The organism is Pseudomonas sp. LG1E9, from assembly GCF_003290225.1.
In the GTDB taxonomy this organism is placed as follows: domain Bacteria; phylum Pseudomonadota; class Gammaproteobacteria; order Pseudomonadales; family Pseudomonadaceae; genus Aquipseudomonas; species Aquipseudomonas cyclaminis.
Genome location: NZ_CP029983.1, coordinates 1,643,734 through 1,663,600 on the forward strand (window position 1 = coordinate 1,643,734; position 19,867 = coordinate 1,663,600).

At 59.4% G+C, this 19,867-nt stretch carries 17 protein-coding genes; 5 read left to right on the top strand and 12 right to left on the bottom strand.

Annotated elements, in window-relative coordinates; genetic code table 11:
- The first annotated feature begins 165 nt into the window (after window positions 1–165).
- Entirely contained in the window at window positions 166–846 is a 681-nt protein-coding gene (locus tag DNK50_RS07715) for a Fe2+-dependent dioxygenase (protein WP_112193435.1), read from the top strand.
- Window position 847: 1 nt separating this feature from the next.
- On the top strand, window positions 848–1,603 hold the full coding sequence (locus DNK50_RS07720; protein WP_112193436.1) for a tetratricopeptide repeat protein: 756 nt from the start codon (window positions 848–850) through the stop codon (window positions 1,601–1,603).
- 62 nt (window positions 1,604–1,665) lie between these two features.
- Here the strand turns inward: DNK50_RS07720 and DNK50_RS07725 are convergent, their stop codons facing one another.
- Window positions 1,666–2,829, bottom strand: a complete 1,164-nt coding sequence (locus DNK50_RS07725) for a type III PLP-dependent enzyme (RefSeq protein ID WP_032886216.1) — start codon at window positions 2,827–2,829, stop codon at window positions 1,666–1,668.
- A gap of 640 nt (window positions 2,830–3,469) precedes the next feature.
- Between DNK50_RS07725 and DNK50_RS07730 the strand changes: the two genes are divergently transcribed.
- Window positions 3,470–4,933 (top strand): DUF2599 domain-containing protein, encoded by a 1,464-nt coding sequence (locus DNK50_RS07730; protein ID WP_112196904.1) that lies wholly within the window; start codon window positions 3,470–3,472, stop codon window positions 4,931–4,933.
- Between the two features lie 44 nt (window positions 4,934–4,977).
- On the opposite strand, the gene DNK50_RS07735 is transcribed toward DNK50_RS07730, so the two are convergent.
- Genes DNK50_RS07735 through DNK50_RS07750 form a run of 4 tightly spaced genes read right to left on the bottom strand, consistent with a single transcriptional unit; the run spans window position 4,978 to window position 8,429 of the window.
- A complete protein-coding gene (locus tag DNK50_RS07735) occupies window positions 4,978–6,135 on the bottom strand; it encodes a betaine/proline/choline family ABC transporter ATP-binding protein (protein WP_112193437.1) in 1,158 nt (385 codons plus the stop codon).
- On the bottom strand, window positions 6,132–6,785 hold the full coding sequence (locus DNK50_RS07740) for an ABC transporter permease (protein ID WP_027604864.1): 654 nt from the start codon (window positions 6,783–6,785) through the stop codon (window positions 6,132–6,134). Before DNK50_RS07740 ends, DNK50_RS07735 begins: the two co-directional genes overlap by 4 nt.
- Window positions 6,786–6,798: 13 nt before the next feature.
- Window positions 6,799–7,692, bottom strand: coding sequence for a glycine betaine ABC transporter substrate-binding protein (locus tag DNK50_RS07745; protein ID WP_112193439.1), 894 nt, complete (start codon window positions 7,690–7,692; stop codon window positions 6,799–6,801).
- Window positions 7,693–7,712: 20 nt separating this feature from the next.
- On the bottom strand, window positions 7,713–8,429 hold the full coding sequence (locus DNK50_RS07750; RefSeq protein ID WP_027604862.1) for an ABC transporter permease: 717 nt from the start codon (window positions 8,427–8,429) through the stop codon (window positions 7,713–7,715).
- Window positions 8,430–8,760: 331 nt separating this feature from the next.
- Between DNK50_RS07750 and DNK50_RS07755 the strand changes: the two genes are divergently transcribed.
- A complete protein-coding gene (locus DNK50_RS07755; protein WP_099587071.1) occupies window positions 8,761–10,344 on the top strand; it encodes a peptide chain release factor 3 in 1,584 nt (527 codons plus the stop codon).
- 133 nt (window positions 10,345–10,477) lie between these two features.
- Window positions 10,478–10,723: a hypothetical protein gene (locus DNK50_RS07760; protein WP_112193441.1), complete on the top strand. Its 246-nt coding sequence runs from the start codon at window positions 10,478–10,480 to the stop codon at window positions 10,721–10,723.
- Window positions 10,724–11,006: 283 nt separating this feature from the next.
- On the opposite strand, the gene DNK50_RS07765 is transcribed toward DNK50_RS07760, so the two are convergent.
- From DNK50_RS07765 to DNK50_RS07795, 7 genes are all read right to left on the bottom strand, one after another.
- Window positions 11,007–11,978, bottom strand: a complete 972-nt coding sequence (locus DNK50_RS07765; protein ID WP_112193443.1) for a peptide ABC transporter ATP-binding protein — start codon at window positions 11,976–11,978, stop codon at window positions 11,007–11,009.
- Entirely contained in the window at window positions 11,978–12,946 is a 969-nt protein-coding gene (locus DNK50_RS07770; protein ID WP_099587073.1) for an ABC transporter ATP-binding protein, read from the bottom strand. The genes DNK50_RS07765 and DNK50_RS07770 overlap by 1 nt, the downstream gene beginning before the upstream one ends.
- A gap of 10 nt (window positions 12,947–12,956) precedes the next feature.
- Window positions 12,957–13,868, bottom strand: a complete 912-nt coding sequence (locus tag DNK50_RS07775; protein ID WP_003188486.1) for an ABC transporter permease subunit — start codon at window positions 13,866–13,868, stop codon at window positions 12,957–12,959.
- Between the two features lie 10 nt (window positions 13,869–13,878).
- Complete coding sequence (locus tag DNK50_RS07780; protein WP_003171721.1) at window positions 13,879–14,889, bottom strand: ABC transporter permease subunit; 1,011 nt, start codon at window positions 14,887–14,889, stop codon at window positions 13,879–13,881.
- A 76-nt stretch (window positions 14,890–14,965) separates the two neighbouring features.
- A complete protein-coding gene (locus DNK50_RS07785; protein ID WP_099587074.1) occupies window positions 14,966–16,564 on the bottom strand; it encodes an ABC transporter substrate-binding protein in 1,599 nt (532 codons plus the stop codon).
- Window positions 16,565–16,643: 79 nt separating this feature from the next.
- Window positions 16,644–18,041 (bottom strand): OprD family outer membrane porin, encoded by a 1,398-nt coding sequence (locus DNK50_RS07790; RefSeq protein ID WP_112193445.1) that lies wholly within the window; start codon window positions 18,039–18,041, stop codon window positions 16,644–16,646.
- 170 nt (window positions 18,042–18,211) lie between these two features.
- On the bottom strand, window positions 18,212–19,765 hold the full coding sequence (locus DNK50_RS07795) for an ABC transporter substrate-binding protein (RefSeq protein ID WP_371926558.1): 1,554 nt from the start codon (window positions 19,763–19,765) through the stop codon (window positions 18,212–18,214).
- Window positions 19,766–19,867 lie beyond the last annotated feature (102 nt).

Here is a 19,867-nt window from a genome sequence, read left to right on the forward strand (position 1 = left end):
GGGTGAACAAGACTTCATATCAATTGCGATACATTGCTAATTGCACTGAATTTACATTCTTTACACTTTTTGCTTACGGTTTTTACGAACTCGTCCGTCACGGCGTTTTACAGGTCGGATAAGAATCAATACCATTAGCGCCTCCTTGCCTACAGGTATTGCCTCATGTTGCTGCACATTCCCGGCCTGTTCTCTCGCGAGGAAGTGCAGCGCATCCGCCAAGCCCTGGAAGACGCCGATTGGGCCGACGGCAAACTCACCGCCGGGCATCAATCCGCCAAAGCCAAACACAATCTGCAATTGCCCGAAGGCCACCCGTTGGCCAAGGAAATCGGTGCGGCGATGCTCGAACGGTTGTGGCAGAACCCGCTGTTTATGTCAGCGGCGTTACCCCACAAGGTGTTCCCGCCGTTGCTCAACTGCTACACCGCAGGCGGCAGTTTCGACTTCCATATCGACAACGCCGTGCGCCAGCCCAAAGGCAGCCACGAACGGGTGCGTACGGACCTGTCGTCCACCCTGTTCTTCAGCGATCCGGATGAGTACGACGGCGGCGAACTGGAGATCCAGGACACCTTTGGCGTGCAACGGGTCAAGTTGCCCGCCGGCGACATGGTGCTGTACCCCGGCTCCAGCCTGCACAAAGTCAACGCCGTGACCCGTGGCGCGCGTTATGCCTCATTCTTCTGGACCCAAAGCCTGGTGCGCGAAGACAGCCAGCGCACGTTGCTGTTCGAGATGGACGGCGCGATCCGGCAACTGACCGCGGATGTACCCGACCACCCCGCGTTGATCCAGCTCACCGGCACTTACCACAACCTGTTGCGTCGCTGGGTCGAGGTCTGAGATGGGCTTTTTGTTACGCCGCCAGGAAGTGCTCAATGTCGAACAATTGCAGAACATGCTCGACGACGCGCCAGTGCGCGCCGCCCAAGCGATCCTGATCGCGGCCAAGGAGGGCGTGGTGGATGCCCAGGCCCTGCTCGGGCAAATCCTGCTGGAAGGGCGCGGCATTGCCCGCGATGAAGCGCTGGCGTTGCGCTGGTTCCGCATCGTGGCGCAGGGCGGTCATCTGATGGCGCGCAATATGGCCGGGCGTTGCCTGGAGCATGGCTGGGGCTGCCCGGCGGATGCGGCCGCGGCGGCGCAGCAATACCGTCTGGCCGCCGAGGCGGGGCTGGATTGGGGGCAATACAACTACGCAAACCTGCTGGCGACCGGTCGCGGTGTTGCTGAGGATCAGCCGCAAGCATTGTCCTTCTATCGTCGGGCGGCGGAGCAGGGCCACGCCAAGTCGATGAACCTGCTGGGGCGCTACCTGGAAGACGGTCAGTATTGCCCGAGGGACCCGCAGGCCGCTGTGGACTGGTATCGCCGCTCAGCCGAAGGCGGGGATTTCCGTGGGCAGTTCAGTTATGCGGCGGTGCTGGCGGATAGAGGCCAGGTCGAGACGGCGCTGGAGTGGCTGCACAAAGCGCTTGCCGGCGGCAATCTGAAGTTTTTGCGGGTGGCCCACAAGGCGCTGGCGGCGGCCAACGACCCGCCGATTCGCGCGATGGCCGAGGCCTACCGACAACGCGCCGCCAGCCTTCCGGAGGCATAAAAAAACCCATGACACGTCATGGGTTTTTCTTGCGGTTTGCAGCTTAAAACTTGCGGCTGCTGTTAAACATAAAACGACTTCAACGGCGGGAAGCCATTGAACTCAACCGCGCTGTAGCTGGTGGTGTAGGCGCCGGTCGACAGCCAGTACAAACGGTCACCGATGGCCAGGTTCAGCGGCAGGCCGTACTTGTAGTTCTCGTACATGATGTCGGCGCTGTCGCAGGTTGGGCCGGCGATAACCACTTCTTCCATCTCGCCTTTCTTTTCGGTCCAGATCGGGAACTTGATGGCTTCGTCCATGGTTTCGATCAAGCCGGAGAATTTACCCACGTCTGTGTACACCCAACGCTCGACGGCGGTACGGGATTTACGTGCGACCAACACCACTTCACTGACCAGGATACCGGCGTTGGCGATCAACGAACGGCCCGGCTCCAGGATGATTTCCGGCAGGTCGTCGCCGAAGTCTTCCTTGAGGAAACGGATGATTTCTTCAGCGTAGGTTTCCAGGCTGTTGGTGCGGGTGATGTAGTTGGCCGGGAAGCCGCCGCCCATGTTGATCAGCTTGAGATGGATGTTGTCTTCTTCTTTCAGGCGTTCGAAGATCACTTTGACCTTGGCGATCGCCGCGTCCCACACGCTGATGTCGCGCTGCTGCGAACCCACGTGGAACGAGATGCCGTAAGGCACCAGGCCCAGGTCGCGCGCCAGGATCAGCAGGTCCATGGCCATGTCGGTCTGGCAGCCGAATTTGCGCGACAAAGGCCAGTCAGCCGTGGTCGAGCCTTCGGTGAGGATACGCACATACACTTTCGAACCCGGCGCAGCCTTGGCGATGTTGCGCAGGTCGGCTTCGGAGTCGGTCGAGAACAGACGCACGCCCTTCTCGTAGAAGTAGCGGATGTCCTTGGATTTCTTGATGGTGTTGCCGTAGCTGATACGGTCGGCGCTGACGCCACGGTCCATGACCTTGTCCAGCTCGTAGATCGACGCGATGTCGAAGCTCGACCCCTTGTCTTTCAACAGGTCGATGATCTCGACGGCTGGGTTGGCCTTGACGGCGTAATACACCTTGGCGAATTCGAAACCGGCGCGCAGGTCGTCGTAGGCCTGGCTGATCATCGCGGTGTCGATCACCACGAACGGGGTTTCTTGCTTGTCGGCGAACGCCTTCATTTTGTCAAAAGTGGCGCGCGCGAAATAATCTTCGACGTTGATCGACATGCTGGGGACTCCTAAGGGCAAACTGAAATTAGCAATGGGTGCAAATGAACGTCCTCCGTATCCCCACTTTGGTTCGCCTACTTCCCAAGGCATGTCGCCGAAAGCAAAAAGGCCATGGGAATAGACGCTTCCCTTGGCCTTGCTGTCTCGTCGTCAGTACTTGAGCCGGATGGATCGTTTCCAGCATGGACGTTCGGCGCGAACTTTAGGGCGTGAGGGGCTTGAGATCAACTAAAAATGTCGCGTTTTTGCACGCGTTCGTCGCGGTGCGTGGCTGAGGTACGTTTTAACCGACCCTCATGACAGGCAGATGTTCCCCTCCTCAGGCATGGGGCCGCGAAATGATCGTTGCGTAGCTTGCACTGGCGGTGCAGTGGGCATAGTCATTGGCGCGATGGAGGATCCTTCGGTTATCCAGAAAAAATATAAGTAATGACGGTGACCTGTAAGGTATGACAGTAGCCAGATTTGCATACCCAGTGAATACTGAGTTTGCAGTTAGTCGACTGTGAAAGTAGCCGGTCCTAAAGCAGGTTTTTTACGAATCGTGGTTATGTGCGTGTGTGAAAATGTGCGCGCAATAGTAGTGTTTTTTTGTTTTAAGGCTGGTATCTCATCCATTAACGGCGAGGTATTGGCCATGAACAACAAAGGAAAAAGAACCACCGTCATATTGTGGCTGGTCTGTGGTTTGTCAATGAGTTCGACTTATGTGTATGCGAGTCCAGGCACTGATGCGGCGAAAATGATGAAGTATTTATACAACTTTACCGCCCGCGATTGTGGTAGCGGCAGGTTGGCATCGGAATGTTCTGGCATCATGTTGCGAGGAATCGCCAGCAAGCAAAGTTATCTTCCATGGGACCCAAGCCCTTACTCCCATAGTCTCGAAGCCGGCGGCTTAGGGCCGCCCAATCTCTCGAACAGAGGGGTGTCGGTTTCCTATCTGAGGACGGATACCAGCTATGACGGCCTCGGTCTTAACAAATTCAACGGGTTTGCCTTGAAGCCAAATGACTTTGTCGACACTAAGACTGAATTTAAACTAAAAGTGCTGTGTGCCTTTCCAATTGACTCATGGACGGGTAATCGGACTGACGCCGGGTGCGCGGACTATCAGGAAAATCTTAATACACTTGAGGCTGTCGAAGACTATTGCCAAAAATTGGGTATCAGCAATGCCAGTGCGTGGTTGGAGCACTTTCATCGTCAGCCCACTCAGCCGAGTCTTAAATCTCATCAGTATCAGTGTGGCTTTGATACGGTGAATGACTATTTTGGTACTTATAATAAGGCGGATGCTTTTAATACATTTGTCGAGGCTCGAAAGTTATTGGCCAATGAGGCTGCTGACAAGGTTGATGCACAAGTGACGCAAACAGAGTTGCGCCTGTTGACTTGGCCCGATAATAAGTATTGGAACCGCGATTGGGCGGCAACCCGACCTCAGTTTGATGCGCCTCTTAATCCGTCGCTGGAGGTCAATAAAACCTATAAGCAACTGCCGATCATGGCCTTTATCTACGTCAGTTGGGTGGGGGTTATTCATTCCGATGGCAGGGTGTTTGAGGCTCGAGAGCTTGCCCGGGATGATCAGCGCAGGTGGCTGGCGCAAGGGAATACCTGGAAGCCGGTCATCCATCAGGAAATGCCTAAAAACACAGGAGAGGACGCCACGTTTATCTACATTAGCGATGACCAGTCTCCAGAGGCCCCCGAGCCGGACGATCCACGGTCATGTGATAAGTACATCGAAAGCGTCGAATGGACGGACAATTACGTAGAACCCGTGTTGGGCACCATCGCATCACTCAAAGTCACCCCTACTGAATGCGGCAGGAAGGCCGGCGTCGGTAAAACCGATGTGGTGTACGCGGAGTTGGCCAATCTGGCAGCCCACGACATGAGTAAACCCTGGAACTTCGACAATATGGGCAGCAGCATGCGTCGCCAACTGGCATGCCATTTGGACTCTCCGTTCATTGCCGCGAACAAAGAGACCTGGAGCCTTGAGCCTGCACGTCCGTATGTGGCTCATGACGTGATCATGAAGCTGGAGGGGGACAGTCGGTGCAACCCCAATAGCGTCAATATCAGGACGTAACCTAAGGACTGTCGCCGCCGGTCGTGCGGCGGCGACAGCTCTCATCACGCCAGTGCGGTCTCGGCAGGCGACACGATGCTGGTCTTGCCGCCACGGGACTTGCCGGAGCTCAGGTATTCGGCAATCGACTCCTGCGTCACTTCCCCCAGGAACACCCGCTCCGCATCCATCACCGGCAGCCACGAGCGGTTGAATTCGTACATGCGCGACAACAGGATGCGCAAATGCTCGTCATACGCCGCCGTGGCGTTGAACTCGCGCAGGTATTGGCCGCAGGTACCGGTCTGACGGTGCAGGTCGCGACGTCGTACATACCCCAGTGCCTTGTTCTCGGCACAGGTGACCACCACATAGCGACGGTCGGTTTCGTCCATCAGTTCCAGGGCATCGGCCACCGGGGTTTCCGGGCTCACCGACGGGGCGTTGTCTGCCGCGTCTTCGGCCTTCACCAGCAGCAGGCGCTTGAGGGTGCTGTCCTGGCCCACGAAGTTGCTGACGAACTCGTCAGCCGGGTGCGCCAAAAGCGTGTCTGGATGGTCGATCTGCAGCAGCTTGCCGCCGCGGAAGATCGCGATTTTGTCACCCAGCTTGATGGCTTCGTCGATGTCGTGGCTGACCATGATCACGGTCTTGTTCAGCGCGCGCTGCATCTCGAAGAACTCGTTCTGGATCATCTCGCGGTTGATCGGGTCGACCGCGCCGAACGGCTCATCCATCAGTAGCAACGGCGCATCGGCCGCCAGTGCGCGGATCACGCCGATCCGCTGCTGCTGGCCACCGGACAACTCACGGGGGTAGCGATGCAGGTACTGCTTGGGTTCCAGCTTGATCATGCTCATCAACTCGCGGGCGCGGTCGTGGCATTTCTGTTTGTCCCAGCCCAGCAGCTTGGGCACGACCACGATGTTTTCCTCGATGGTCATGTTGGGGAACAGGCCGATCTGCTGGATCACGTAGCCGATGTTGCGACGCAGGGTCACTTCATCCAGGTCGGTGGTGTCTTCGCCGTTGATCAGGATCTTGCCCGAGGAAGGCTTGATCAGGCGGTTGATCATCTTCAGCGTGGTGCTTTTGCCGCAGCCCGACGGGCCGAGGAACACGCAAATCTCGCCTTCATTGACGGTCAGGCTGACATCGTTGACGGCAGTAATGGTCTTGCCGTTGCTTTGAAAGGTCTTGGACAGGTTTTGAAGTTCGATCATTTGAGCAATCCTTTTGGAGTCAGCGAGCGTTGCAGCCATTGCAGAAGCAGGTCGGCGAAGATGGCCAGGAGACTGACCAGCACGGCGCCAACAATCAGCATCGACATGTCGCTGCGGCTGATGGAAGCCAGAATAAGTACACCCAGGCCACCGGCACCGATGGTGGCGGCGATGGTCATCACACCAATGTTCATCACCACGGCGGTGCGCACACCGGCGAGGATCACCGGCACCGCAATCGGCAGTTCGACCATGCGCAGGCGCTGGCCGAAAGTCATGCCGATGCCTTTGGCGGCCTCGCGAATGCCCGGTTCAACGCCGGTCAGGGCGAGGTAGGTGTTACGCATGATCGGCAACAGGGAGTAGAGGAACACGGCGGTGATCGCCGGCATCGGGCCCAGGCCCTGGCCGAATTTGGAGTAGAACGGCAGCAGCAGGCCGAACAGGGCGATGGACGGCACGGTCAGCAGCACCGTGGCGCTGGCTTGCAGCGGGCCGGCCAAGGTCGGAAAGCGCGTCATCAGCACGCCGAGGGGCACGCCCACGACAATCGCCAGGATCACGGCAATGCCAACCAGGGTGATGTGCTGCCAGGTCAGGTGCAGGACTTGTGCCCAATCAAGATGGGAAAAGGCGTTCAGGAATTCCATGTCTTCTCCTTCTTTAGTTGATCGGATGTTGGCGCAGGAAATCGGCGGCAACAGCGGACGGGCTCTCATGGTCGACGTCGACCCGCGCATTCAGCTGGCGCATGGTTTCGTCGTCGAACAGCGTGGCCAGTGGCTTGAGTTCGGCAGCCAGTTGCGGATGCTTGTCGAGGTATTCCTGACGCACCACGGGTGCTGCGGTGTAGTCCGGGAAGTAGTGCATGTCATCCGCCAGCAGCTTGAGCTTGAAGGCGTTGAGGCGACCGTCGGTGGTGTAGACCAGGCCGGCAAACACCTGGCCATTGCGCAAGGCGGTGTAGACCAGGCCCGCGTCCATCTGCCGAGTGTTTTTGCGCGTGAGGTTCATGTCGTACAGCTTGACCATGCCGGCCAGGCCGTCGGAGCGGTTGGCGAACTCGGTGTCCAGGGCGACCAGGCGATGCTCTTTGGTCTCCTGGGCCATGGCTTTGGTGAGGTCGCTGATGCTGTTGATGTCAGGATGTTCTTCGGCGACCTTCTCCGGCAATGCCAGGGCGTAGGTGTTGCTGAAGCGCGACGGCGAGAGCCAGACCAGGCCTTTTTTCGCGTCGAGTTCTTTCACCCGAGCGTAGGACTGTTCGCTGTCGAGCTTCTCGTCCACATGGTTGTAAGCCACCAGGGACACGCCGGTGTACTCCCAGATCAGATCCAGTTGCCCGCTTTCCTGGGCACTGCGCGCCAGGTTGCTGCCCAGGCCGCCGGTCACCTGGGTGTCGTAGCCCTTGGCGCGCAGGTACTGGGACGTGATTTCGGCGAGCAGGGTCTGCTCGGTGAACACTCGGGCGCCGATGCGGATCACCGGTTTCTCGGCGGCTTGCGCAAAACCTGCGAACAGCAGGACGCAGCTCAATATCAATGTCAGTTTTTTCATGTGAATTCCTTTGCCAGGCCTTAAGACGGACGCAACCCGCGTTCCAGCCAGAGGCGGCTGGCCATGGTCACCAGACCGTCGAGCAGCAATGCCAGCAACGCGGTGCACGCGGCGCCGAGCAGCAATTGCGGCTGATTGTTCAGGGCGATGCCGGGGAAGATCAGGCTGCCCAGGCTGTTGGCGCCGATCAGGAACGCCAGCGGTGCAGTACCCACGTTGATCGCCAGGGCCACGCGCACACCGCCGATGATGATTGGCACGGCGTTGGGCAATTCCACACGAAACAGCACCTGGCGCGGCGTCATGCCGATGCCGGTGGCGGCTTCCTTGAGTGAGCCTTGAACGTTTTTGAGGCCCTCGTAGGTGTTGCGCACGATGGGCAGGAGGGAGGCGAGGAACAGCGCGAAGATGGCCGGGCCGCTGCCGATGCCGAGGACGCCGAGGGCGATGGCCAGTACGGCCAGGGGCGGGACGGTGTTGCCGATGTTGAAGATCTGCATGAAGCGTTCTGCACGCCCGACCATGTTTGGTCGGCTGAGCAGGATACCGGCAGGGATGCCCACAACGAGGGCCGCCAGCATGGAGACTAGAACGAGGATCAGGTGTGCTTGCAGGTAAAACAACAAATCGTCGCGGTACAGTTCGATCGTGTTGATGCCGATCCAGTGGACCAGCAGGGCCAGGAGCGCGACGACAACCACGCCTCCTATCAGCCCTTTGCCATAGCGAATAGCCACAGGCGGACTCCTTTTTTCTTTTGTCGGCGAACACATTTCCGAGCGGCAATGCCATTCCTGGCTGTCGGCAAATGTGGTCGCGAAAAGCAGCTCGCCAATACCGGCAACGCGGTATCAAATCGAGCCATGAGCGCAGCCTCGTCAGGCTAACTTGCTGATTTATCAGCCCCTGTTCCGAGTGCGGTAGCAGGGGAGTGGACGTCTCTACCTTTTAAAAGGTTCCATACTTGGCAGCATTTAGCCACCCCCAATCGGGTGAACGGTGGTCCGGCCCCCGGGGTTTGCGCTATACTCGCCGCCCTTTTTTGACTCACCTGCCAGGCGATTTCCCATGACCCACCAGGCCGCCGAAGTCGCGAAACGCCGCACTTTCGCCATTATTTCCCACCCCGATGCCGGTAAAACCACCATCACCGAGAAGCTCCTGCTGATGGGCAAGGCAATCGCGGTGGCCGGCACGGTGAAATCCCGCAAATCCGACCGCCATGCCACATCCGACTGGATGGAGATGGAGAAGCAACGGGGTATTTCCATTACCACGTCGGTCATGCAGTTCCCGTATCGCGACCATATGGTCAACCTGCTCGACACCCCGGGCCACGAAGACTTCTCCGAAGACACCTATCGCACCCTGACGGCGGTGGACTCGGCCTTGATGGTCCTCGACGGCGGTAAAGGCGTCGAGCCACGGACCATCGCGCTGATGGACGTGTGCCGCCTGCGTGACACGCCGATCGTGAGCTTCATCAACAAACTCGACCGCGACATCCGCGACCCCATCGAGTTGCTGGATGAAATCGAAGCGGTCCTGAAGATCAAGGCCGCGCCGATCACCTGGCCGATTGGTTGCTATCGCGATTTCAAGGGCGTGTACCACCTGGCCGAGGACTACATCATTGTCTACACCGCCGGCCACGGTCACGAACGCACCGATGTGAAAATCATCGAGAAGCTCGACTCGGACGAAGCCCGCGCCCACTTGGGTGACGAGTACGACCGTTTTGTCGATCAGCTTGAACTGGTGCAGGGCGCCTGCCATGAGTTCAACCAGCAGGAATTCCTCGACGGCCAACTGACCCCGGTGTTCTTCGGGACCGCGCTGGGCAACTTCGGTGTCGACCACGTACTTGACGCCGTCGTGAACTGGGCGCCAAAGCCCCTGGCCCGTGTGGCCAACGAGCGTACGGTTGAGCCGGTCGAAGAGAAATTCACCGGCTTCGTGTTCAAGATCCAGGCGAACATGGACCCCAAGCACCGCGACCGTATCGCCTTCATGCGTATCTGCTCCGGCAAATACGAAAAAGGCATGAAGATGCGCCACGTGCGCACCGGCAAGGACGTGCGCATCGGCGACGCCCTGACGTTCTTCTCCTCCGAGCGTGAACAGCTCGAAGAAGCCTACGCCGGCGACATCATCGGCCTGCACAACCACGGCACCATCCAGATCGGCGACACCTTCACCGAAGGCGAAGCGCTGGGTTTCACCGGCATCCCGCACTTCGCCCCGGAACTGTTCCGCCGCGTACGCCTGCGCGACCCGCTCAAATCCAAGCAACTGCGCCAGGGCTTGCAGCAGTTGGCGGAAGAGGGCGCCACCCAGGTGTTCTTCCCCGAGCGCAGCAACGACATCATCCTCGGCGCCGTGGGTGTGCTGCAGTTCGATGTGGTGGCCAGCCGCCTGAAAGAGGAATACAAGGTCGAATGCTCGTATGAGCCGATCACCGTGTACTCCGCGCGCTGGATCGATTGCAGCGATAAGAAGAAGTTGGAAGAGTTCTCCAACAAGGCTGTGGAAAACCTGGCAGTCGACGGCGGCGGTCACCTGACCTACCTGGCGCCGACACGGGTGAACCTGGCGCTGATGGAAGAGCGTTGGCCGGATGTGAAATTCCGTGCGACGCGCGAGCACCATTAATTCCTGAGCGTCGCAGAAAAAGTGTGGGAGGGGCTTGCCCCCTCCCACACTTTTTTTTGCATAAGACTGGGGAATTGGCGAGAACCCTGCATCGGGTCTAGCGTTTACGCACCGACTATAGAAGGAGACCACCGTGCGAAACGCTCAACGCGCCATCCCCCTGGTGTTGCTCGTAGCCTTGGGACTGACGGCTCTTCCGGTAGTGGCGGGCTCAGGCTCCCCCCAATGGAAAGACACCGGCCCGGTCACCAAGAAAAAACAGAACGAGGTCAACTCCGGCAGTTGGCAGCCGCAACCGCAGCCCACGGACGAGCAAGATCCGGAAAACCCCCTCAACGAGGGCGAAGCCAGCGACACCTACGACGACGGTGACACCTGAGTCGAAAAAAAGAAAACCCCTCCTGCCAGGCTGATGCGCAACCTGGCGGGAAGGGCTGTAGAACGCGTTATCACTCCAATGTAATGCCCCCGGTAGATACCGTCTTGACTCTCACCGGGCAACTGCAATTTTCGGGTTGTAGCAGCTGCCGAGCGCAAGCGAGGCTGCGTTGGCGCCCCGCAGATCGCAGGGTGTCAATGCGTCCGCTACGCAGCCTCGCCAAGGCTCGGCAGCTGCTACGAACCAAAACTTGCGCTTGTCCGGTGACGTCTACGGGGGTTACTCAAGCGACGAACTGCTCCGCGTAGTGGCACGCCACCTGCCGGTTATCCAAGGCGCGCAACTGCGGCTCCTCAGTGCTGCAGCGTGCCGTCGCATACGGGCAGCGCTTGTGGAATGCGCAACCCGACGGCGGGTTCAGTGGGTTGGGCAACTCGCCGACGATTTTGATCTTCGGTTTGTTCGGATCCGGATGAATGGTCGGGGTGGCCGACAGCAGCGCCTGGGTGTACGGGTGCAAAGGCCGGGCGTAGATGTCTTCCTTCGGGCCCACTTCCACCGGGCGGCCGAGGTACATCACCATCACGTCATCGGCAACGTGCTGCACCACCGCCAGGTTGTGGGAAATGAACACGTAGGCCGTGTTGAATTCCTGCTGCAGATCCATGAACAGGTTCAGCACCTGCGCCTGGATCGACACGTCCAGCGCCGAGGTCGGTTCGTCCGCCACCAGCACTTTGGGTTGCAGCATCATGGCGCGGGCCAGGGCGATGCGCTGGCGCTGACCACCGGAGAACATGTGTGGGTAGCGCTGATAGTGCTCAGGGCGCAGGCCCACTTGCTTCATCATCGCCTGCACTTTCTCGCGGCGTTCGGCGGCGGACAGGTTGGTGTTGATCAACAGCGGCTCGCCAAGTTGATCGCCGACTTTCTGGCGTGGGTTCAACGAAGCGTACGGGCTCTGGAACACCATCTGCACGTCTTTGCGCAGTTGCTTGCGCTGGGCCTTGTCGGCGCCGGCGACTTCCTGGCCGGCGATTTTCAGCGAGCCGGACGACGGCTCTTCAATCAGTGTCAGCGCTCGGGCCAGGGTGGATTTGCCGCAACCCGACTCGCCCACAACGGCGAGGGTCTTGCCGGCTACCAGTTCGAACGACACACCATTGAGCGCGCGCACCAGGGCGTGGCCCTTGAACAGGCCACGGGACACTTCGTAGTGACGGGTGAGGTCGCGGGCGGTAAGAACGACGGCCATTACGCCACCTCCTGGTTCAAGGGGTAGAAGCAGCGCGCAAGGCTGTTGCTTTTCGGATCAAGGCCGGGACGCTGGGCGCGGCAGGATTCCTGCACATACGGGCAACGCGGCGATAGCAGGCAGCCCTGTGGGCGGTCATAGCGGCCGGGCACGATACCCGGCAGCGTGGCCAGGCGCGTGGCGCCGAGGCTGTGTTCCGGGATCGCCTTGAGCAATGCTTCGCTGTAAGGGTGCGCCGGAATATCGAACAGTTGCGGCACCTGGCCGACTTCCACCGCTTGGCCTGCGTACATCACGCACACGCGCTGGGCGGTTTCCGCCACGACGGCAAGGTCGTGGGTGATCAGCACCAGGCCCATGTTCTGTTCTTTTTGCAGGGCCAGCAGCAGCTCCATGATTTGCGCCTGGATGGTCACGTCCAGTGCAGTGGTCGGCTCATCCGCGATCAGCAGTTTCGGCTCGCCGGCAATGGCCATGGCGATTGCCACGCGCTGGCTCATGCCACCGGACAGTTGGTGCGGGTAGGCGTCCATGCGGCTGGCCGCACCTGGGATTTCTACTTTTTCGAGCAGTTCGATGGCGCGTTTACGCGCTTGCTTGCCGGACATTTTCAGGTGCAGGCGCAGCACTTCTTCGATCTGGAAACCCACGGTGTAGCTGGGGTTCAGTGCGGTCATAGGGTCCTGGAACACCATCGCCAGGTCTTTGCCGACGATCTTGCGGCGCTGGCGGTTGCTCAGCTTGAGCATGTCCTTGCCGTCGAAGTTCAGGGCGTCGGCGGTGACGATGCCGGGGTGCTCGATCAGGCCCATCAGCGCCATCATGGTCACGGATTTACCCGAGCCGGACTCGCCAACGATCGCCAGGACTTCGCCCTTGTCGACCGAAATGTCGAGGCCATCGACCACCGGCACGGCGGTCTTGTCGCCGAAGCGTACGTTGAGATTCTTGATTTCTAACAGTGACATGGGAATCTCCTCAGGCGGCGTTCTTGAGTTTCGGGTCCAGCGCATCGCGCAGGCCGTCACCCATCAAGTTGATTGCCAGCACGCTGAGCAAAATGGTCAAACCAGGCAAGCTCACTACCCACCAGGCGCGTTCGATGTAGTCACGGGCCGAAGCCAGCATGGTGCCCCACTCAGGGGTTGGCGGTTGAACGCCCAGACCGAGGAAGCCCAACGCGGCGGCATCGAGAATCGCGGAAGAGAAACTCAAGGTGGCCTGTACGATCAGCGGCGCCATGCAGTTGGGCAGCACAGTGATGAACATCAGGCGTGGCAGGCCGGCGCCGGCGAGGCGGGCGGCAGTCACGTAGTCACGGTTCAGCTCGCCCATCACCGCCGCGCGGGTCAGACGCACATAGGACGGCAACGACACGATAGCGATGGCGATCACGGTGTTGATCAGGCCAGGGCCGAGGATTGCGACAATGGCAACGGCCAGCAGCAACGAGGGCAGGGCCAGCATGATGTCCATCAGGCGCATGATGGTTGGGCCAAGCAGGCGCGGGAAGAACCCGGCGAACAGACCCAGCAGGATGCCCGGGATCAGCGACATCACCACCGACGACAAACCGATCAGCAGCGACAGGCGCGAGCCCTGGATCAGGCGCGAGAGCAGGTCACGGCCCAACTCGTCGGTGCCGAGCAGGAACTGCATCTGCCCGCCTTCCAGCCAGGCCGGCGGGGTGAGCAGGAAGTCGCGGTATTGCTCGCTCGGGTTATGCGGGGCCACCCACGGCGCGAAGATCGCGCAGAACACGATCAGCAACATGAACAGCAGGCCGGCAACCGCGCCTTTGTTCTTGGAGAAGGCTTGCCAGAATTCTTTGTACGGGGACGGGTACAGCAGGCTTTGATCGACTGCTGACACTTGAGTAGGTGTGGTCATGGTCATGATCTCAGCGCTGGTGACGGATACGTGGGTTGGCGAAGCCGTAGAGGATATCCACCACGAAGTTCACCAGGATCACCAGGCAGGCGATCAACAGGATGCCGTTTTGCACTACCGGGTAGTCCCGCGCGCCAATGGCTTCGATCAGCCATTTGCCGATGCCGGGCCACGAGAAGATGGTTTCGGTCAGGACCGCACCGGCCAGCAGGGTGCCGACTTGCAGGCCGACCACCGTGAGCACCGGGATCAGCGCGTTACGCAGGCCGTGTACGAATACCACGCGCGCCGGCGACAGGCCTTTGGCCTTGGCAGTACGGATGTAGTCTTCACGCAGCACTTCGAGCATGGATGAACGGGTCATCCGTGCGATCACTGCCAGCGGGATGGTGCCGAGCACGATGGCCGGCAGGATCAAGTGGTGCAGCGCATCCCAGAATGCATCCGGCTCGTCAGCCAGCAGGGTATCGATCAGCATGAAGCCGGTGCGCGGCTCGATGTCGTAGAGCAGGTCGATGCGCCCGGAAACCGGGGTCCAGCCCAGGCTCACCGAGAAAAACATGATCAGGATCAGGCCCCACCAGAAGATCGGCATCGAATACCCCGCCAGGGAGATGCCCATCACCCCATGGTCGAACAGGGATCCTCGCTTGAGTGCCGCGATCACCCCGGCCAACAGGCCCAGGATACCGGCGAACAACAGGGCGGCCATGGACAGTTCCAGGGTCGCCGGGAAAAGGGCGGTGAATTCGGTCCACACGCTGGTACGGGTACGCAGCGATTCGCCAAGGTCGCCCTGGGCGAGCTTGCCGACATAGTCCAGGTATTGCGCATACAACGGCTTGTTAAGGCCAAGGCGCTCCATTGCCTGTGCGTGCATCTCGGGGTCGACGCGCCGCTCGCCCATCATGACTTCGACGGGGTCGCCAGGGATCATGCGAATCAACGCAAACGTGAGCAACGTGATGCCGAAAAACGTGGGGATCAATAACCCCAGTCGGCGGGCAATAAAACTAAACATCTTGTTGTGTACCTCAATCAGCCGGTTAGGCAGGTTCGGCACCGTCCCAGTGGGCGGTGCCGAGCGTTTCTCTTATTTACTTCACCTGGGTAGTGGCGAAGTTATTTGTACCCAGAGGGCTTTGGGTAAAGCCTTCTACGTTCTTGCGCATGGCGGTGAACAGTTTCGGGTAAGCCATGGGGAGCCATGGTTGGTCTTTTTCGAAAACGTCCTGTGCTTGTTCATAGAGCGCAGCCCGAGCCGCGGGTTCATCAATTGCGCGGGCTTTGTCGATCAGGGCCTGAAACTCTTTGTTACACCAGCGGGCGTAGTTTTCGCCGTTTTTCGCAGCGTCGCAACTCAGGTTGGGCGTAAGGAAGTTGTCCGGGTCGCCGTTATCGCCGACCCAGCCAGCCGAGACCATGTCGTGCTCGCCGTTTTTAGCGCGCTTGAGCATCTCGCCCCATTCCATGACTTTGATATTGACCTTCAGGCCAACCTGCGCCAGATCCGCCTGCATGCGCTGGGCGCCGAGCATCGGGTTGGGGTTGGTCGGGCCGCCGCCGTTACGGGTGAACAGGGTGAACTCAGTGCCTTCCGGTACGCCGGCTTCCTTGAGCAGGGCGCGGGCCTTGTCGAGGTCACGGGGCGGGTTTTTCAGGTTGGTGTTGAACCCCAGCAACGTCGGTGGATAAGGGCCGGTGCCCACCACAGCATTGCCTTTGCCGAACAGCGCTTCGGTATAGCCGGCCTTGTCGAATGCGATGTTGATCGCGTGGCGGACCCGTGCATCGCTCATGTACTTATGGGTGGTGTTCATGGCGGTGTAGCTGGTGGTCATCGCCGCCAGTTCGTCGACCTTGAGGTTCGGGTCTTTGCGGATGCTTGGAATGTCATCGGGCTTGGGGAACAGCGCGATCTGGCATTCGTTGGCCTTGAGCTTCTGCAGGCGCACATTGTTGTCGGTGGTGACCGCCAGGATCAGCGGATCGGCCGCCGGCTTGCCACGGAAATACTCCGGGTTGGCCTTGAAGCGTACCTGGGCGTCCTTCGCGTAGCGCGTGAAGATGAACGGCCCGGTGCCGATCGGCTTGGCGTTCAGGTCATCGGTCTTGCCGGATTTGAGCAACTGGTCGGCGTATTCGGCGGAATGGATCGACGAGAACGCCATGCCCAGGTCGGCCAGAAACGGTGCTTCAGGACGGGTCAGGGTAAAGACGACGGTGTGATCGTCAGTCTTCTCTACGCTCTTGAGCAGTTCCTTGAAACCCATGCTTTCAAAGTAGGGGTAGCCCACGACGGACTTGTTGTGCCACGGGTGTTTCGGGTCCAGCTGGCGCTGGAAGCTCCACAGCACGTCGTCGGCATTCAGGTTGCGCGTGGGTTTGAAGTAGTCGGTGGTGTGGAACTTGATGTCTTCACGCAGGTGGAACGTGTAGGTCAGGCCATCGGCGCTGATCTCTGGCAGGTCTTTGGCCAGTGCAGGCACTACTTCGGTGGTGCCGGGCTTGAAGTCCACCAAACGGTTGAACATGGTTTCAGCGGCGGCATCGGCGGTGACGGCGGTGGTGTACAGGACCGGGTCAAAACCCTCCGGGCTGGCTTCGGTGCAGACCACCAGCGGTTTGGCTGAAATGCCGACAGCCACGCTCAACAGCGCGGCAGCCATGGCGGCTTGTAGCGGTAGCATTTTCATTCAGAGCCCTCTGCAATCGATGGACCAGACAAGCGTAGACGGCGGGCTCGTCCTGAGCCCGCCGTCTACCTGGCGCTAGTTAAAGAATGTTGAATGGAATGGTGGTGACCAGGCGGAACTCTTTGATGTTGCCGTCAGCCTGTTGAGCGCTGCCACGGTGTTCGACGTAAGTCGCACGAATCGCGGTGGCCTTGAGTGGCCCGCTCTGCACGGCGTAAGCCGCGCCTACACCGTATTCCTGGTGTTTCTCGCCATCCATCAAGCGCAAGTCGCTGCGTGACTTGCCAGCTTCGCCATAGGCGGTGCCGTTGTAGTGAGTACCGTCGATGCCCCAGCCGCGTGCCGAGTAGACATTGAACTTCAGGCCAGGCACGCCGTATTCGGCCATGTTGATGGCATAGGCCACCTGGAAGGACTTCTCGTTCGGGCTGTTGAAGTCGGACGTCAGGGAGTTGGCCAGGTAGATGCCGTTGGTTTCGTGCAGGTAGTCGAAGTACTCGTCACCGTTCACTTCCTGATACGCGAAGGTCAGGGTGTGAGCCTGGTGAGTCAGCCCCAGGGACAACGAGTAGGTATCGTTGTCGATGTTGCCCATCTTCTTGCTGCCGGTGTCGGTGGTCTTGTAGTAGTTCAGGCCGGTGGTCAGCGCCAGGGTCTGTGCGTCACCCAATTCGTGGGTGGCACCGAAGTAGTACTGGTTCCAGAAGTCTTCGACGTTAGCCGCGAACAGGCTGGTTTTCAGGCTTTTGAACGGCTGGTAGTTGAAGCCCAGGGTCTTGACCTTGTCGGTTTTCTGGCCATTGCCGTATTCGGAGACGAATTTCGTCAGGCTTTGCTCGGTCCGTGGCGAAACGCGATCGAAGATACCGCCCTGGAACGACAGGTTGCTGAACTCTTCGCTGTTGAAGCTCACACCCTGGAAGCTGGACGGCAGCGCACGGTTGCCGATGGTGTCGACGATGCCGCTGCTGAAGTTCTGGCGGCCGGCGGTCAGGGTGGTGTTGGATACGCGGAACTGCATGTTGGCCAGGCCGAGTTTGCTCCACTGGTCTACGGCGTTGCCATCCGAGTCGGCCAGTGTGCGGTTGGAGCCGCCCTTGATGTCACGCTTGCTACGATCCAAAACGAGGGCGTTGTACAGCGCCACTTCGGTCTTCACGCCCACGGTGCCCTGAGTGAAACCCGAGCTGGCGTTGAGGATTGTGCCTTGTACCCAGTTGGTGCGGTTACGGTCGGTTTCAGTTTTACCGTGTTTTGTGTAGGAAAAGGTGCCGCCACGGTATTTGCTTTCGTGGGAGTACCAGTTACGCGTGGTGCCGCCCAGGCTGAAATCTTCGATAAAACCTTTGGCCTCGCTTTGGGCGCTGGCGCCGGCCAGTGTGGTCGGAACGAAGTCCTGGCTGACGGGCTCAGCATAGGCGGTAGCCGTGATGCTGCTGATGGCCAGGGCCAGAAGCGCTTTGCTGCTCAGTTTCATGGGTGAAGCTCCTTTGGTTCTCTTTTTTATGCCGGTCTTTTTAGGTGAACCGACTATTGGTGTGTAACTCGTTCAGGCACTTGCAAACGTTTGCCGTAGGAAATTTCCCAATAAATGGCTGCACGTTTGCCGGAGAGCTGACTTCGCTCTCCTGCAATCCGGTTATTTTCTTATGGGGTAATACTGACGCCCGAGAACACGTTGCGGCCGAAGGGGCTCACTTTGAAACCTTCGACTTTGGTGCTTAACGGCTGGTTGACCGTCGAGTGGGCGACAGGCGTGATCGGCACTTGCTGCTTGAGCAACTGCTGCGCCTGTTTGTAGAGAACAGTCCGTTGTTCGCGGTCGGTGACGACCTTGGCTTGCTTGATCAGCTTGTCATACGCCGGGTCACACCACATGGAGTAGTTGTTCCCGCCGATGGCGTCGCAGCTGTAGAGAGTGCCCAGCCAGTTGTCCGGGTCACCGTTGTCGCCGGTCCAGCCGATCAGGCTGATATCGTGCTCACCGTTCTTGGTGCGCTTGATGTACTCGCCCCATTCGTAGCTGACGATCTTCACTTTCAGGCCGATCTTGGCCCAATCGCTCTGCAGCATCTCAGCCATCAGCTTGGCGTTGGGGTTGTACGGCCGTTGCACCGGCATCGCCCACAGGGTGATCTCGGTGCCTTCCTTGACGCCGGCAGCCTTGAGCAGTTCCTTGGCTTTTTCCGGGTTGTAGGCGGCGTCCTTGATGGTGTCGTCGTAGGACCATTGGGTCGGCGGCATGGCGTTGACCGCCAGTTGCCCCGCGCCCTGGTACACGGCGTTCAGGATGCTCTGCTTGTTCACCGCCATGTCCAGCGCCTGGCGCACTTCGAGCTGATCGAAGGGCTTGTGGCGCACGTTGTAGGCGATGTAGCCGAGGTTGAAGCCAGGCTTGGTCAGCAGTTGCAGATTCGGGTCGGCCTTGAGCGCATCGACGTCAGCCGGACGCGGATGCAGGGTCACCTGGCATTCGCCGGCCTTGAGCTTCTGCACCCGCACCGAGGCGTCGGTGTTGATGGCGAAGATCAGTTGATCGAGCTGAACGCGGCTCGGGTCCCAGTACTGTTTGTTGCCCACGTAACGTATCTGCGAGTCTTTCTGGTAGCGCTGGAACACGAACGGGCCGGTGCCGATCGGTTTCTGGTTGATGTCGCTGGGCTTGCCGCTCTTGAGCAACTGCTCGGCGTATTCGGCCGACAGGATCGCGGCGAAGCTCATGGCGATGTTTTGCACGAACGCGGCGTCGACCGTGTTCAGGGTCATCACTACGGTGTGTTCGTCGGTTTTCTCGACCTTGGCGATGTTCTTGTTCAGGCTCATCCCGTTGAAGTACGGAAACTCGGTGGGGTAGGCCTTACGGAACGGGTGATCAGGGTCCAGCATGCGGTTGAAGGTGAACAGCACGTCGTCGGCGTTGAAGTCGCGTGTCGGCTTGAACTCCTTGTTGCTGTGGAATTTCACCCCTTCACGCAGGTGGAAGGTGTAGGTCAGGCCGTCTTCGGAAATATCCCACTTGGTGGCCAAGCCAGGCACTACGTTGGTTGCGCCTTTTTCAAACTCGACAAGTCGGTTGTACAGCGGCTCGGCTGCGTCGTTGTCGGTGGCGGTGGTGTATTGCGCGGTGTCAAAACCTGCCGGGCTGCCTTCGGAGCAGAACACCAGGCTCTTCTTGTCGGCGGCGTGACCCATGGTGGCCATGGCCAGCAGGCTGGTGCCAAAAATGGCGGATAGAACGGTGGTATGGCGCATGACGATCCCGATCCTTGTTTGTAATTGTCATCAGCGAACAATCACCCAGGC